This is a genomic window from Corynebacterium occultum, from assembly GCF_009734425.1.
Classification (GTDB): Bacteria; Actinomycetota; Actinomycetes; order Mycobacteriales; family Mycobacteriaceae; genus Corynebacterium; species Corynebacterium occultum.
Window position 1 is genome coordinate 2,302,757 of the sequence record NZ_CP046455.1, and the last position, 14,369, is coordinate 2,317,125.

Genomic DNA, 14,369 nt, shown 5'->3' on the forward strand with positions numbered 1-14,369 from the left:
GTTGAGGTCGTGCGGCAGTACAAAGGACTGTTCTCCCACTCTAATCACGTCGTCAAGATCCGGCGAGATTGCCCCTTTCAGCCTGCAGTGAGCTGGTGGTTCCAGGCCGGACCCGGATTCAGCGGGAAAGTTTCGCTCCTTGAATCATAACCCCGGGGGCGCACCAGGTATTCCCACCCCGAGAATCCGGGGCGAGGACTGAGGGCGCCCCGAGTACGGGGGGGGGGCGTCGCAAAGCAGTGAGGGAGGACACCTCCTTGAAGGTGTCCTCCCCTACTAACAGATACAGGTGGTACTACTCCTGCACACCCTCACCGAGCTTGAAGTCCGCTTCGGTGATCTCGCGCAGTTCTGCGACGGTGACGCCATCGGCGCACTCCACCAGGGTCAGGCCCTCATGCGGGTCGACGTCGAAGACGGCGTGGGTGGTCACGATCATGTCCACACACTTGGCACCGGTCAGGGGGAGACGACAGGTCTCGAGGATCTTCGGTGCCCCCTTCTTGGTGACGTGATCAGTCATCGCGATGATCTTGGAGGCACCGTGAACCAGGTCCATGGCACCGCCCATGCCCTTGACCAGCTTGCCGGGGATCATCCAGTTCGCCAGGTCACCGTACTGGGAGACCTCCATGACGCCGAGGACGGCGACGTCCACGGACTTGGAGCGAATCATGGCGAAGGAGTCCGAGGAGCTGAAGTAGGAGGCGCCGGGACTGACCGTGATGGTCTCCTTGCCGGCGTTGATCAGCTCCGGATCGAGCTCTTCCTCGGTCGGGTAGGGTCCGACTCCGAGAACGCCGTTCTCGGAGTGGAGGATGACCTCCAGGCCCTCGGGCAGGTAACCCGGGATCAGGGTCGGCATGCCGATGCCGAGGTTGACGTACTGTCCGTCTTCCAGTTCCTGCGCGACCCGCGCAGCCATCTGGTTGTGGTCCCAAGTCATTAGTTAGACACCGTCCTATTCTCGATACCGGTTTCCTGCGGGCCGACGTGCACCACACGGTGGACGTAGATGCCGGGCAGGTGAACCTCATCCGGGTCCAGCTCATCAACGATGTGCTCTGCCTGGACGATGGTGACCTTGCCGCTCATGGCGGCGTCAGGGTTGAAGTTGCGGGCGGTCTTGTAGAAGACCAGGTTGCCGAAGCGGTCAGCCTTGTGAGCGTGAACCAGGGCGAAGTCGGCACGGATGCCTTCCTCGAGGACGTAGAGCTGACCGTTGAACTCACGGGTCTCCTTGGGCTCGGAGTAGATGGCCACCGAGCCGTCCGTGTTGTAGCGCTGCGGCAGTCCGCCCTCAGCGACCTGGGTGCCCACACCGGCGGTGGTGAAGAAGGCCGGGATACCGGCACCGCCAGCGCGCATGCGCTCCGCGAGGGTACCCTGCGGGGTGAACTCAACAGTCAGCTCGCCCTCCAGGTAACGGCGGGCGTACTCCTTGTTGGAACCGATGTAGGAGCCGATGGTCCTGGTGATGCGACCATCTTCCAGCAGCAGTCCGAGGCCCTGGCCGTCGGTACCGCAGTTGTTGGAGATGATCGTCAGGTCACTGGCACCTTGGGCGCGAAGGGCGTTGATGAGCAGCGTGGGAATGCCGACGAGGCCGAAACCACCGACGGCGATTGACGCGCCATCGTGGATGTCGGCCACCGCCGCATCAATTGAGGAAAACGTCTTGTCAATCATGACACTCACTGTACACTGACGTTCACGGGATGCACAAGGGTTCGCAAAGCGAACATAATTTGTTAACGTTGGGCCTGCTCTTGAAAACACCCCGCAACCCAGACCTGAAAGGAGCGTCTCTTGACGACGCCTGAGCCCCCCAGGGTCCAATCACTGGTCAGAGGCTTATCGGTAATCAGGACATTCGATGCCGACCGCCCCCGGCAGACCCTGGCGCAGGTGGCGGAAGCCACCGGACTCGCCAGGGCCACCGCCCGCCGTTTCCTGCACACCCTCGTCGGTGTCGGTTATGCCGACACCGACGGGAATGAATTCTGGTTAACCCCGAAAGTGCTGGAACTGGGCTACAGCTACATGTCCGGTCTTGGATTACCCTCCATCGCCCAGCCCCGTCTGGAGGAGCTCTCCCGCACCCTGGACGAGTCTTCCTCCATGTCGGTGTTGGATGGTGATGAGGTGGTCTACGTCAACCGGGTTCCGGTGCGCCGGATCATGACCGTCTCGATCACCATCGGCACCCGCTTCCCGGCCTATTCCACCTCGATGGGCCGTGTCATGCTGGCCGATCTGCCGGAAGATGAGCTCAGTGCGTACTTCGCACGCGCCCAGCTCGTCTCCCTGACTCCCGCAGCCCTGGACACTGAGCCGGAGTTGCGGGCGGAACTGGCCAAGGTCCGCACCCAGGGCTGGTGCATAGTGGATCAGGAGCTGGAACCGGGACTGCGTTCCCTGGCCGCCCCGATCCACTCCCCTGATGGCCGCGTTGTCGCTGCGATCAACATCTCCACTCAGTCTGCGGTGCACAACCTCGATGAGCTGCACCAACGTTTTTTGCCCGTACTCACTGAAACGGCCCGCCAGATCTCCACTGACCTGGCAGCCACCGAACTCTTCTAGCCCAGCTAGTAAAAGGAAGGCATTACTGCAATGAGCACTGAAAAGAATGACAACGACATCGTCCTGGTTTCCCCCCTCCGTACCCCCGTGGGACGCTACGGCGGAGCCCTGACCGCGGTTCCGGTGCAGGAACTGGCAGCCACCGTGGTGCGTGCCATCATCGAGCGCACCGGCATCGACCCCAAGGAGGTCGATGATCTGATCCTCGGCCAGGCTTCCCCGAACGGTGCCGCCCCGGCCCTGGGTCGTGTGGTCGCCCTGGACGCCGGCCTGGGTGAAACTGTCCCGGGTATGCAGCTGGACCGCCGTTGCGGTTCCGGCCTGCAGGCCATCGGCACCGCTGCGGCCCACATCGCCGCGGGTGCCGCCGACCTGATCATCGCCGGTGGTGCGGAGTCCATGTCCCGCACCGAGTACACCGTCGACGCTGATGTCCGCTGGGGCCTGAAGGGTGGCAACACCACCTTCCGGGACCGTCTGGCTGAGGCCCGTGAGACCGCCGGCGGCAAGAACCACCCGATCCCCGGCGGCATGATCGAAACCGCCGAGAACCTGCGCCGCGAGTACCAGCTCGGCCGCGAGGAGCAGGATGTGATGGCGGTGGAGTCCCACGCCCGCGCCATCGCCGCCCAGGAGAACGGTTCCTTCGCTGAGGAGATCGTCCCGGTCACCGTGCCCGGCGCGCGTCGCAAGGATCCGGCTGTGAGCATCGACCAGGATGAGCATCCCCGTCCGGGTACCACCCTGGAAAAGCTCTCCGGGCTGCGCCCGATCATGGGTCGTCAGGACGAGGAGGCCACCGTCACCGCGGGTAACGCCTCCGGCCAGAACGACGGTGCCGCCGCGATGATCGTGACCACCCGTGCCAAGGCCGCCGAGCTGGGTCTCAAGCCCGTCGCCAAGCTGGCTGGCTGGGCTGTGGCCGGTGTCGCCCCGGAGACCATGGGCATCGGCCCGGTCCCGGCGACCGCCAAGCTGCTGAACCGGTTGGGGCTGACCCTGGCGGACATGGATGTCATCGAGCTGAATGAGGCTTTCGCCTCCCAGGCGCTGTCGGTGCTGCGCGAGTGGGACATCCCGCAGGATGACCCCCGCCTGAACCCCCTGGGCTCCGGCATCTCCCTGGGCCACCCGGTCGGTGCGACCGGTGCCCGCATGCTGGTCACCCTTGCCCACCAGCTGCAGCGCACCGGTGCGACCCGCGGTCTGGCTACCATGTGCATCGGTGGTGGCCAGGGCATGGCCGCCATCATCGAGAAGGAGGATTAATCCACAATGACCATCCTGCATCACGTTTCCTACGGCACCAACGACAAGTCCACCGTTGTGTTGCTCGGTTCCATCGGTTCCAACACCGACATGTGGCTGCCGCAGCTTGACGCTCTCTCCCATGAGCACCGGGTGATCGCCCTGGATCACCGTGGCCATGGTGGTTCCCCGGTCATCCCGGGTCCGGCTTCCATCTCGGACCTGGCTGATGATGTGCTCAAGACCCTGGATTCCCTGGGTATCGAGGACTTCAAGGTCGCCGGTCTGTCCCTGGGTGGGTCGGTTGCCCAGTACCTGGCCGCCACCAGCTCCCGGGTCACCCACGCCGCTTTCCTGTGCACCTCCCCGAAGTTCGGGGAGCCGGCAGGTTGGCATGAGCGTGCCGCGGCTTCCCGCACCGCCGGGGTGGCCTCCCTGGCGGATGCCATCGTGGGCCGCTGGTTTTCTCCCGGGTTCCTCAAGGACAAGCCGGCCACCTCCTGGCACTACCGCCAGATGATCGCCGGCACCGACAATGAGGGTTATGCCTCCTGCTGTGATGCCCTGGCCGGCTGGGACTTCACCCAGCGCCTGGGTGAGATCACCGTCCCGGTGCTCACCATCGCGGGTGCCGACGACCCCTCCACCCCGCCGGAGGTGCTCCAGGGCATCGCTGATGGTGTCAAGGACGGCCACCTCGTGGTTGTCTCCCCGGGTGCGCACGTGCCCACCGTCGAACAGCCCGAAGCGGTCAACGAAGCGCTGCTCAAGCACTTCGCCCGCTGAGGGACTGATACCCCAGAAAAACTGTGACCGGGAGGTCTCAACATGGAAAAGGAACGTTCCTCAGGAACTGGACCGCTGTTGGCGGTCGAAGCCCCCGTGCTTCCACGCCCGACTTTGAGAGAGATCGCCCGGGACATGGGGCCGCAGGAGATCGGTAACGGATTCGTTGCCCTGATCTTCTCCGCGTCGGGTCCGATCGCGGTGATACTGCAGGCCGCGGCCGCCGGAAATCTCAACAGCCAGGAGACCTCTTCCTGGATCTTCGGCGCTTTCCTGGGCAATGGTCTGCTGACCTTGCTGCTGACCTATCTCTACCGCTCCCCCCAGGCCTACTTCTGGACGATTCCGGGCACGGTGATTGTCGGCGATGCCCTGACCCACCTCTCCTTCGGGGAGGTGATCGGGGCCTACATGGTCACCGCCGTCCTGATATTCCTGCTGGGGTGGACCGGGCTGATCGGGAAGATCATGGCGGTTCTGCCACCGACCATCGTCATGGCGATGGTGGCCGGTATCTTCCTTCGTTTCGGCCTGGATCTGATCAGTTCCACCACCGCTGACCCGTTGATCTCGATCCCGATGATCCTTGTCTTCGTCGCCTTGAGCATCATGCCGATGGTGGCGAAGGTGGCACCTCCGGTGGCGGTGGCCGCGCTCGTCGGCACGGTGGTGGCGATCGTTGCGGGTCGTCTGTCCCCGGGGATCCTGGACAATGGGGTCTTCGCCCAGCCGATCATCAACACCCCGGAGTTCTCCTTCGCCGCTATTGCGGAGCTGGTGATTCCCCTGGCGATCACGGTGGTCATCGTCCAGAACGGGCAGGGCACCGCGGTGCTCAGCGCCGCCGGACACAAGCAGGGGGTCAATCTCTCTGCCGCGGCCTCCGGTCTCGCCTCGATCCCGATGGGGCTGCTGGGTACCACCTCCACCTGTCTGACCGGGCCGACCAATGCCCTGATCGTGGCAGGACCGAACAAGGAACGGCACTACACCGCCGCGATGGTCACCGGTTTCGGTGCCGTGCTGGTGGGGTTGATTTCCCCCGCCTTCGTCGGTTTCATGTTGGCGATGCCGGCCTCCTTCATCGCCGCCCTCGCCGGCATCGCGATGCTGACCCCCCTGAAGAACGCCTTCCTGGCCGGATTCAAGGGTCCGTTCTCCACCGGCGCCCTGGTGTGTTTCCTGGTCACCGTCTCCGAGCTGACCATCTGGAATATCACCGCCCCCTTCTGGGGTCTGGTCTTCGGTGGCATCATCGCCTTCCTGCTGGACCGGACTCCGAAGGCGGCTCCGGCCCCTCGTTCGGAGTCCGTGGAAACCGCGGGACAGCTGACGGAAAAACCCGCCCGTTAACACAGGGCACCTTAGTGCGGTTTCCCTGACACCGGCCCTGCTTCCCCACCACGGAAGCAGGGCCGGTCCTGGTTTCCCGGGTACCCTCTTCATCATGTTCACCACCGGTCTCCTACCTCGTCGGCGACTCCTCCTGCGCCGTATCATCGCGGAACTCAAGGAGTCGGAGAACGGCTGCTTCCTACTGGTCACCGGCCCTCCGGGGGTCAACAAAGGGCGATTTCTCCGGGAACTCGCCGCTGAGCTTCCCGCCTATACCCTGACCTTGGCCCGTGCACTCCCCGACACCTCTTCACTGGCGATGCTGCCCGGTGAGATAGAGACAGATTCCATCCTGCTCATCGATGATGTCCACCGGGCCGGAGCCGCGGATCTCAACCGCATTCTGGCACGGGTGCACCAGTCCGGTGGGCCCCGGCTCATCCTGCTGGGCAGCGCCCCGATCCGCCTGGATTTCGCCACCGATGTGGTCTCCCTGCCACCGCTCTCGGTCCCGGAGACCGCGGAACTGGCCCGCCAGATCGTCGGGGTCTGTGACGTTGACACCGCACGTCGTATTCATGAGGCCAGTGGGGGTCTGCCCCAGCTGATCCGGGAGCTGCTGGATGCCGCGGAACTGACCCACTGGTCCCAGCCTGCTCCCCCGATCCCGATCCCGGCTCACTGGCGCGACCAGGACCTGCGTGATGATGTCCTCCGTCTGATCGCCCTGCCACCACAGGGGCTGGATACCGGTTTCCTGGATGCCGCAGAGCTGAGCCGTGCCGATGATTTCGTCGCCGCCGGGATACTTGAGCATGTCCACGGCCAGCTCCGCTTTCGACGCCCCCAGCACCGCAGCATCACCCGGGCAGATACCCCACCAGGTCTGGAGGCGGCCCTGCGGGATCGGCTGGACCTGCCGGTGAGGACCTCATCGGGCAGTGCCCGGGAAAGAGCGGAATCCTTTACTGAGGCCGCCGACCTGGGCACCGCCCGCCTGGAACTGGAGAACAGCGCCGAGGCGGTCCCCGAACTGCGTGGCTACCTGGCCACCTATGCCGGCCACCGCCAACTTGCAGGCAGAGAGTTCGCACACGCACCCTTCTCCCCCACGCTGGCGAACCGGCAGATCTTCCATCAGCTGGCCAACTGGGACATCCGTGGCATCCGGGCCTGGACCGCACGCTCCGCAGACCGGGAAATCTTCGAAGGCTTCCTGGCCGCGGTGGACCACGGTGCCCGACCCCGGCAACTGCACTATGAGGACCCCCGCCAGCAACAGCGGGCCGACCTGATCGCCGGCTGGGTCGCCCTCGTCTTCGACGATGCCGTCCGAGCCCGGGAACTGCTCTCCCGGCGCGTCCCCGGTGACTCCGATCTGGTGGGCCTGTGGCAGGCTGGTTTCCTGGCCCGAACCCACTATGTGCTCGGCGAATGGTCCAAGGCAGCCGCCGTGGTCGAACGCGGCCTCGCCCTCAGCGAAGCCTGTGAGACACCCCTGCTCGAACCGCTGCTGTTGTGGACCGGCGCCCAGATCGCCGCCATGAGCGGACACCGGGAACTCTCCCGCCACTATCTCTCCCGGATGCAGACCTCCGCGGATTCCTTCCTCATTCAACGGCTGCCCGCAGCGATGGGCCGGATGATCATCACCTCCACCTCCACCGAACTCGGGGATGCCCTCCGCGCCGGTAAACACCTCAGGGAGATCGTCAGACAGCAGGACACCCAGCAGCCCGGATTCTGGCCCTGGGAGGACATCTACGCCAACTCCCTGGTCGCTGCCGGTCAGGTGGATGCCGCAGATGCGGTCATCACGGGCGCCGAGGAACGCTACCGCGACAGCGGCATCGTCTCTCTGCACGCGAAGAACCTGGTGCCCCGGGCCAGCATCCAGATCCAGCGGGGCATGACCCGCGCCGGGGTGTCCAGCCTGGAGGAGGCGGTGGATTCAATCGCCGGGATGAACCTGCCCGCCTATGAAGCCCGCATCCTCTTCGAGTTCGGTTCTGTCCTGCGCCGGATCGGTCGGCGTTCCCGGGCGGAGGAGTTCTTCGTCCGTGCCGAGGAGGTGTTCATCATGATGGGTGCCACCACGATGGTGCACCGCTGTGAGGTGGAACGTCGCGCCGGGGGCATGGGTGGCCGTCGCCCCAACCGGTTGGGGTTGACCCCGCAGGAGGAACAGATTGCGGTCCTGGTGGCCGAGGGTGCCACCAATCGTGGGGCTGCCCAGGAGCTGTCCTTGTCGACCAAGACAGTGGAGTACCATCTGACCAGGGTGTACAAGAAGCTGGGGTTGGCCTCCCGGGCGGAACTGCCGCAGGCGTTACTGCGACGGTGAACCACCCCCAGGGGGCCCGCAAGGGAGATGGCCTGGTGCCCGCATCCCCGGAGATGCGGGCACCAGGCCATTTTCAGGAGTCCTTCCGAGGGGAACCGGATTCTCAGCTCGCCGGGTTCGGTTCCCTGCTGGCGGCAGACTCCGGCGACCGGGAGCTACCCCGAAGTGTTCGTGAGGCGGAGAAGATGATCGCACCCAGCAGGCCCACACCGGCGAAGGCGAAGAAGCCCCAGGGATAAGCCAGTCCGGCGGTGACCAGCAGACCACCGAGCAGGGGGCCGGAGATTGCACCGAGTCGGCCGATACCGGCGGAGAAGCCCATGGCGGTCGCCCGGATCTGTGAGGGGTGGTTCTCACCGGTGAAGGCGTAGACCAGCACCTGGGAACTGAACACGAAGACACCGGTCAACAGGACAATGGCGTAGAGACCGAGCAGCGGCAGACGTACCGCCAACAGGGCCAGGAAAACCGCGGAGAGCAGGAACCACAGCAGGGCGGTCCGGCGCGGGGAGTGCCTGTCGGCGACCTTGCCCGCCAGCATCAGCCCGATCACGGCCCCGATATTGAGCACCATGAGGAAACCCAGCGCATTACCCATGTCATAGTCCGCCTGGCGCATGATCTGCGGCAGCCAGGTGTTCAGTCCGTAGACCAGGAGCAGTCCCATGAAGGAGGTGCCCCAGATGGCGAGGGTGTTGATCCGGAAGGTGGGCTTGAACAGTGCCCGCAGTGAACCGGACTCACTGATCTCCGCCTCGTGTTCCCGGTCAAGGTCATCCTCGATGACCAGGCCATAATCCCGGGCAACCTTCTCCGCCTCAGCCACCCGTCCCCGGGCCCGGAGGAACTGCGGGGATTCCGGAAGCAGGAAGTAGAGCAGGGGTGCCAGGATCAGGCCGGGAATCGAACCTGCGAGAAACATCGAATGCCAGCCGAGGGCACCGATGAGGAACATCGCCAGGAAGGCAGTGGCCACCGCTCCGACGTGATAGCCGGTCATCAGGGTGGTGGAGGCCGAACCAGCCTTGGAGCCCGAACGGAACTCCGTCACCATGGCAATGGCTGTGGGCAAGGCACCGCCCAGACCGACGCCCGCCAGGAAACGCCAGAGGGTGAATAGTGCGATGCTGTCGGTGAATCCCAGGAAGAGGGTGAACAGGGAGAAGAAGAACACCGAGAGGATCATCACCCAGCGGCGTCCGACCCGGTCGGTGAGGAAACCGATGGCCAGTGCCCCGATGGTCATGCCGATCAGTCCGACGGTACTGATCTGGGTTGCCTGCGCGGCGGTCAAGGTCCATGAAGGGTCTTCGAGCATGGCCGGGATGGTGGCACCCAACACCACAAGGTCGAAGCCATCCAGGACGATCGCCACCCACAGGAGGGAGACGACGGTGAACACACTCTTCTTCGGGGGAGCTACCTGAGCAGCGGTCGTTGCCTGGTTCATGATCACTAGACCTCAAATTTCGGTAGATCTTTACCCACGTACTGCTCAGCCAGGTAACGCTGGCCGGCCTCGGACTCCAGCACCGAGCGCAGTTCCGCGAAACGACGCTGCGTGGCGAAATGATCCTCACCAGGGACCGCATGAAGCATGGAGGACATCCAGTAGGAGAAGTGCTGGGCCTTCCAGATGCGCGGCACCGCCAGCGAACTGTAGGCATCGAGCAGCCCGGTGTCCTTACGCTTGAGTGCCCGGACCAGGCCCGGTGCCAGCACCGAGACATCGGCGACCGCCAGGTTCAACCCCTTGGCGCCGGTCGGCGGGACGGTGTGCGCGGCATCGCCAGCCAGGAAGAGACGTCCCTGCTGCATGGGCTCAGTCACCGCAGAACGGAAACGCAGCACCGCCTTATCAAAGATCCTGCCCTCGGTCACCTTGATCTCATCGGAGTCCGCACGCAGGTGCAGCTGCTCCCAGATTCGCTCATCAGACCACATGTCCACCGTGTCATCAGGGTCGCACTGCAGGTAATAGCGCTGAATTGTCTCGCTGCGGGTGGAGATCAGGGCGAAACCCTCCGGGTGGGTGGCGTAGATCAGCTCCTTCTGGGTCTTCGGGGCCTCGACCAGGATGCCGAACCAGGCGTAGGGGTACTCATGGCGGGCACGGATGCCGGTGCCCTCGGTGATGATCTTGCGGTAGGGCGAGGAAGAACCATCCGCAGCGATGACATAGTCCGTGCTGATGGTCTCCGGAACGCCCCCCTCAGTGGTGTAGGTGAGGGTCGGCTTCTCCCCCAGGTGACCGTCAACCTCCGCCACGGTGGTGGAGAAGAGGATGGTGCCCCCGTCCTCGAGACGCTTGGCGATGAAGTCCTTGAGATATTCATGCTGCGGCCAGATCGCGACGTGATGACCGGTCAGCTCGGTCAGCGGGATGCGGGTGGGCTGACCGTTGATGCTGATGTCGATACCCTCATCGATATCAGCCTCGCGTTCCATCCGTTCCCCCACCCCGGTATCCCGCATGAGGTTCAGGGTCCCCTGCTCCAGGATCCCGGCGCGGACGGTCTCCTCCACCTGCTGGCGGGTCCGGGACTCAAAGACGATGGATTCCACACCATGCTGGTGTAACAGGTGGGACAGGGTCAGACCAGCAGGTCCGGCCCCGATGATGGCGACAGGCACATGATTCACGGTGATTCTCCTATGAAGACAATATTTCTGAAGACGGGATTTATCAGGGGGTACGTCAAAAGGATCTAGAGCTGCTCCGCCACGGCGGCATCGAGCAGTTTGAAACCATGATTGGAGTTCGGAACCCCGGCATAAACCGCGGTGTGCAACAACACCTCCGCGATGGTGTCGCGGTCCACCCCGGCACGCAGGGCCGCCCGGATGTGCATGTCCAGCTCACCGTCATTGCCCACCGCGGTCAGGATGGCGATGGTCAGCAGGCGGCGCTGGGTATGGTCGAGAGCCTCACGGTTCCAGACATCACCCCAGGCGGTGCGGGTGATGAAGTCCTGGAAGATCTCCGTGGTCGGGGTCTGCTTCGCGAGGGCCGCATCCACATGCGCATCCCCCAGCACCGACCGGCGGTTTTTCATCCCCGTCTCAAAGGCAGCCTCACGGCCCACCTGGTAATCATCACTCATCGCTCAATTTTCCTTCCATGTATCCAGTACCGCGTCCACCAGTTCCCCGGCATGACCAGCGGACTGGGATGAGGTTGCCGCCTGACCCAGGTTCCGGGCCATGGCTGAAGTGTTCACTGTGATGCCATCCAGGCTGGCGTGTAATCGGGTAACTGCCGAAGCGGTGGTCGCAGCCAACTCCCGGATGGTGGGCCATTCCGCATGCCAGCTACCCACCCCGCGCTGGTGGCGGGAATCCATGGCGTCGAGCATGGTGGCGGCCAGGGCCGGAGCGCGTCGGGCATAACCGTCGCAGGCCACCGCAGCAGCCGGGTTGGCCTTGTGTGGCATGGCAGAGGATCCGCCCGGGGCAGCTTCCCGGAGCTCAGAGATCTCCGAGGCGGAAAGCCAGACAATGTCACCGGCAATCTTCCGCACTCCCCCAGCAACCGCAGCCAGGGCGGTGGCCACCCGGATCAGCGGATAGCGGTTGGTGTGCCAGACAATCGGGGTGGCCGCCAGATCCAGCAACCCCGCCAACTCATCATGGATCGCCAGACCATGTGGATAAGTCGCGGCCAGGGTTCCGGTGGCCCCGCCATATTGCACCGGCAGATCCGCCAGCGCCTGACGCAGCTCCGCAGCCGGACCCGCCACACCCTCCAACCACCCCGCGGCCACCGCCCCAAAAGTGGTGGGGGTGGCCTGCTGCCCGAGGGTACGGCCGATCATCGGGGTATCACGGTGCTGCCGACAGAGCTGGACCAGGAGGTTCTGGACTGCCCCCAGCAATTCCTGCAATGGCACCCCGGCGGCCTTCAGACAGAGCACCAGGGCGGTGTCGATGGCATCCTGACTGGTCGCACCGGGGTGGATACCGGCCGGGTCAGCAGCCTCAGCCTTGAGTGCCTTCGCAATCGGAATCGCCGGATTGGCCCCACTGGCCGAAGCCCGGGAGATCACGGCGACATCCAGATCAAAATCCTCGATCGCATCATGCGCGGCCGTCAGCTGTGCCCCGTCAATGACACCGACGGTGGCCGCGGCCGTCGCCAAGTGCTTCTCAAAAATAAGGAGCTGGCCCAGGAAAGCCTCATCGGAAAGCTCCCGGTGCGCCCTGGTATCCCCACCGGAAAGGTCACTGTAGTCAGATCTGCTGAGAAACATTCCCGGACCTCTTAAATACCGAAGAAAGGGGTCTCGCGGTTAGGATCCTCATGCTGAACCTGAATATCCAGGTGAAAACCCCGCTCAGTGGGCTCAGCGATGAGCAACCCCCGACGTTCCTCCGGCACCGCATTGAGCACCGGGTCCGCGGAGTTGTCCTGATCCGGGAAATAAAGGCGGGTGTAGAGACGCTCCAACATGCCGCGGGCGAAGACACCGACCTTCAGGTGCGGGGATTCCTCCTCATCATGCGCGCCGGGACGGATGGTGGTGAAGGTGACGGAGCCGGTCTCGTCGACCATGCCACGACCCAGTCCGCGGAAGCCCTCGGCGGTGGCCTTCTCCGCGGTGCGGGGATCCAGTGGGGAGTTGAAGATGCCTTCGGCGTTAGCCTGCCAGAGTTCGATCATGGCATCCGAGATCGGGGTGTCACCGCCGTCGGTGACGGTGAAACTGACCTCGATGGCGCCCTCGGTGCCGGGTTCGACCAGCTGCTCGGAACCTTCCAGGGTCAGGCCGATGTGGACATAGGGGCCGACGGTCTGCGAGGGGGTGATGCCGGGTGTCGCCTCATCCTGGTCACGGATCGGGGACACTTCCCAACGCATCTCGTTGTTCGGATCGCTGTCAATGGTGCTCATGGAATTTTCCTTGGCTTCCTGTTTTCGGTGGGGTGGGCGGCAGGGGGTTATTCGAAGAAGGTGGCGTTGCGGCCACGGAGGACGATGTCGAACCTATAACCCACGGCGAAGTTCTCGCGGGTCTCGTCATAGTCGAAGGTGGCTATCATGCGCTCCCGGGCACCGGCGGGCACGGAGTTGTAGATCGGATCCTGGAAGAACATCGGATCGCCGGGGAAGTACATCTGGGTGACCAGTCGCTCGGTGAACTGACGGCCGAAGAGGGAGAAGTGGATGTGCGCCGGGCGCCAGGCATTGCGGTGGTTGCCCCAGGGGTACATGCCGGGCAGGACGGTGTAGAAGCTGTAGTGGCCGTTCTTGTCCGTCATGGTGCGGGCGACGCCATTGAAGTGGGGGTCCAGCGGGGCGGGCCAGGAATCATTCTTGTGGCGGTAGCGGCCGGCGGAGTTCGCCTGCCAGGCCTCGACCAACGTCTCGGGGACGGGTTTGCCGTCAAAGCCGAGGATCCGGCCGTGGACGAAGATCCGCTGACCGACGGCCTCGCCACCGTTGGCCAGGGTCATGTCATTATCGATGCCACCGAGGTCGCGCTCCCCGAATACCGGGCCCGTGAGCTCCCCCATCCGCTCGGGCACCATTATCAGTTTATTGCTTGGGTTACGTTTGAGGGTGGTTTTATAGCGCGGGAAGATCAACGGGGCGTGGGCGTCTGTGGTGGGGCTGAAGAGGGGAAGCGACATGTCGTTCCTTTCCGATCAGGATCATTGGTGATTCCGCAGCTCTGCGCCTCTTCAGGGGAAGAAGGGCTCGACCTGCGGTGATGAGAGAAGACGATGCCCCAAATCTAAGATCTTCCAAGGGAAATGGAAAACAGTTCGCCAGGTGAACGATGAAAAACTGAGATCCACGCCACTGACCTGCGGGAACGTGTCCGAGCAGAGCGACCCAGGGTGTGGTTAGGGGTGTATATCAGGGTTCCAGGCGGGGGGACCGCAGGGACGGAAAGGGCGGGCTAGAGCTGGCGAGGGCTGGAGGGCAGCGATCCTGAACCCTGTTCCCTCCACCGCCGACAGGAACAGACCTCTCCAGAGCCCAAGGAGACAGCTCTGATAACACCTTTGAAGGGGTGAATATAAAAGCGCCTTCCCTTTCCCCCTTGCAGTTGTATCCGCTAAGTTA

At 64.0% G+C, this 14,369-nt stretch carries 13 protein-coding genes; 5 read left to right on the forward strand and 8 right to left on the reverse strand.

Annotated features, from left to right (window positions below):
- Positions 1 to 295: 295 nt before the first annotated feature.
- Positions 296 to 946 carry a CoA transferase subunit B gene (locus COCCU_RS10580; RefSeq protein ID WP_156231475.1) on the reverse strand — a complete coding sequence of 217 codons (651 nt, stop codon included), beginning with the start codon at positions 944 to 946 and terminating at the stop codon, positions 296 to 298.
- Complete coding sequence (locus COCCU_RS10585; RefSeq protein ID WP_197088344.1) at positions 946 to 1,689, reverse strand: CoA transferase subunit A; 744 nt, start codon at positions 1,687 to 1,689, stop codon at positions 946 to 948. Before COCCU_RS10585 ends, COCCU_RS10580 begins: the two co-directional genes overlap by 1 nt.
- 120 nt (positions 1,690 to 1,809) lie before the next feature.
- On the opposite strand from COCCU_RS10585, the gene COCCU_RS10590 reads away from it, so the two are divergent.
- The 5 genes from COCCU_RS10590 (at position 1,810) to COCCU_RS10610 (ending at position 8,299) form a co-directional block, all read left to right on the forward strand.
- On the forward strand, positions 1,810 to 2,586 hold the full coding sequence (locus COCCU_RS10590) for an IclR family transcriptional regulator domain-containing protein (protein WP_156231477.1): 777 nt from the start codon (positions 1,810 to 1,812) through the stop codon (positions 2,584 to 2,586).
- Between the two features lie 30 nt (positions 2,587 to 2,616).
- Entirely contained in the window at positions 2,617 to 3,855 is a 1,239-nt protein-coding gene (locus tag COCCU_RS10595; RefSeq protein ID WP_156231478.1) for an acetyl-CoA C-acetyltransferase, read from the forward strand.
- A gap of 6 nt (positions 3,856 to 3,861) precedes the next feature.
- On the forward strand, positions 3,862 to 4,620 hold the full coding sequence (pcaD, locus tag COCCU_RS10600; protein ID WP_156231479.1) for a 3-oxoadipate enol-lactonase: 759 nt from the start codon (positions 3,862 to 3,864) through the stop codon (positions 4,618 to 4,620).
- A gap of 42 nt (positions 4,621 to 4,662) precedes the next feature.
- Positions 4,663 to 5,973: a benzoate/H(+) symporter BenE family transporter gene (locus COCCU_RS10605; protein WP_156231480.1), complete on the forward strand. Its 1,311-nt coding sequence runs from the start codon at positions 4,663 to 4,665 to the stop codon at positions 5,971 to 5,973.
- A 94-nt stretch (positions 5,974 to 6,067) separates the two neighbouring features.
- Positions 6,068 to 8,299: a helix-turn-helix domain-containing protein gene (locus COCCU_RS10610; RefSeq protein WP_156231481.1), complete on the forward strand. Its 2,232-nt coding sequence runs from the start codon at positions 6,068 to 6,070 to the stop codon at positions 8,297 to 8,299.
- Positions 8,300 to 8,402: 103 nt separating this feature from the next.
- On the opposite strand, the gene COCCU_RS10615 is transcribed toward COCCU_RS10610, so the two are convergent.
- The 6 genes from COCCU_RS10615 to pcaH all read right to left on the reverse strand — a co-directional run bounded on the left by COCCU_RS10615 (position 8,403) and on the right by pcaH (position 13,930).
- Entirely contained in the window at positions 8,403 to 9,749 is a 1,347-nt protein-coding gene (locus tag COCCU_RS10615; protein ID WP_156231482.1) for an MFS transporter, read from the reverse strand.
- Between the two features lie 5 nt (positions 9,750 to 9,754).
- Positions 9,755 to 10,942, reverse strand: coding sequence for a 4-hydroxybenzoate 3-monooxygenase (locus COCCU_RS10620; RefSeq protein ID WP_156231483.1), 1,188 nt, complete (start codon positions 10,940 to 10,942; stop codon positions 9,755 to 9,757).
- A 65-nt stretch (positions 10,943 to 11,007) separates the two neighbouring features.
- Complete coding sequence (gene pcaC / locus COCCU_RS10625) at positions 11,008 to 11,403, reverse strand: 4-carboxymuconolactone decarboxylase (RefSeq protein WP_156231484.1); 396 nt, start codon at positions 11,401 to 11,403, stop codon at positions 11,008 to 11,010.
- A 3-nt stretch (positions 11,404 to 11,406) separates the two neighbouring features.
- The gene (locus tag COCCU_RS10630; protein ID WP_156231485.1) at positions 11,407 to 12,549 is read right to left on the reverse strand and encodes a lyase family protein; all 1,143 of its coding nucleotides are present in this window, start codon (positions 12,547 to 12,549) and stop codon (positions 11,407 to 11,409) included.
- An 11-nt stretch (positions 12,550 to 12,560) separates the two neighbouring features.
- The gene (pcaG, locus tag COCCU_RS10635; RefSeq protein ID WP_156231486.1) at positions 12,561 to 13,190 is read right to left on the reverse strand and encodes a protocatechuate 3,4-dioxygenase subunit alpha; all 630 of its coding nucleotides are present in this window, start codon (positions 13,188 to 13,190) and stop codon (positions 12,561 to 12,563) included.
- Positions 13,191 to 13,237: 47 nt separating this feature from the next.
- Positions 13,238 to 13,930 (reverse strand): protocatechuate 3,4-dioxygenase subunit beta, encoded by a 693-nt coding sequence (gene pcaH, locus COCCU_RS10640; RefSeq protein ID WP_156231487.1) that lies wholly within the window; start codon positions 13,928 to 13,930, stop codon positions 13,238 to 13,240.
- Positions 13,931 to 14,369 lie beyond the last annotated feature (439 nt).

Bases quoted from the DNA above. Each gene is read 5' to 3' on its own strand.
- pcaH (WP_156231487.1), bottom strand. From the start codon at position 13,930: ATGTCGCTTCCCCTCTTCAGCCCCACCACAGACGCCCACGCCCCGTTG.
- pcaC (WP_156231484.1), bottom strand. From the start codon at position 11,403: ATGAGTGATGATTACCAGGTGGGCCGTGAGGCTGCCTTTGAGACGGGG.
- pcaG (WP_156231486.1), bottom strand. From the start codon at position 13,190: ATGAGCACCATTGACAGCGATCCGAACAACGAGATGCGTTGGGAAGTG.
- COCCU_RS10605 (WP_156231480.1), top strand. From the start codon at position 4,663: ATGGAAAAGGAACGTTCCTCAGGAACTGGACCGCTGTTGGCGGTCGAA.
- COCCU_RS10580 (WP_156231475.1), bottom strand. From the start codon at position 946: ATGACTTGGGACCACAACCAGATGGCTGCGCGGGTCGCGCAGGAACTG.
- COCCU_RS10630 (WP_156231485.1), bottom strand. From the start codon at position 12,549: ATGTTTCTCAGCAGATCTGACTACAGTGACCTTTCCGGTGGGGATACC.
- COCCU_RS10585 (WP_197088344.1), bottom strand. From the start codon at position 1,689: ATGATTGACAAGACGTTTTCCTCAATTGATGCGGCGGTGGCCGACATC.
- COCCU_RS10610 (WP_156231481.1), top strand. From the start codon at position 6,068: ATGTTCACCACCGGTCTCCTACCTCGTCGGCGACTCCTCCTGCGCCGT.
- COCCU_RS10595 (WP_156231478.1), top strand. From the start codon at position 2,617: ATGAGCACTGAAAAGAATGACAACGACATCGTCCTGGTTTCCCCCCTC.
- COCCU_RS10615 (WP_156231482.1), bottom strand. From the start codon at position 9,749: ATGAACCAGGCAACGACCGCTGCTCAGGTAGCTCCCCCGAAGAAGAGT.
- pcaD (WP_156231479.1), top strand. From the start codon at position 3,862: ATGACCATCCTGCATCACGTTTCCTACGGCACCAACGACAAGTCCACC.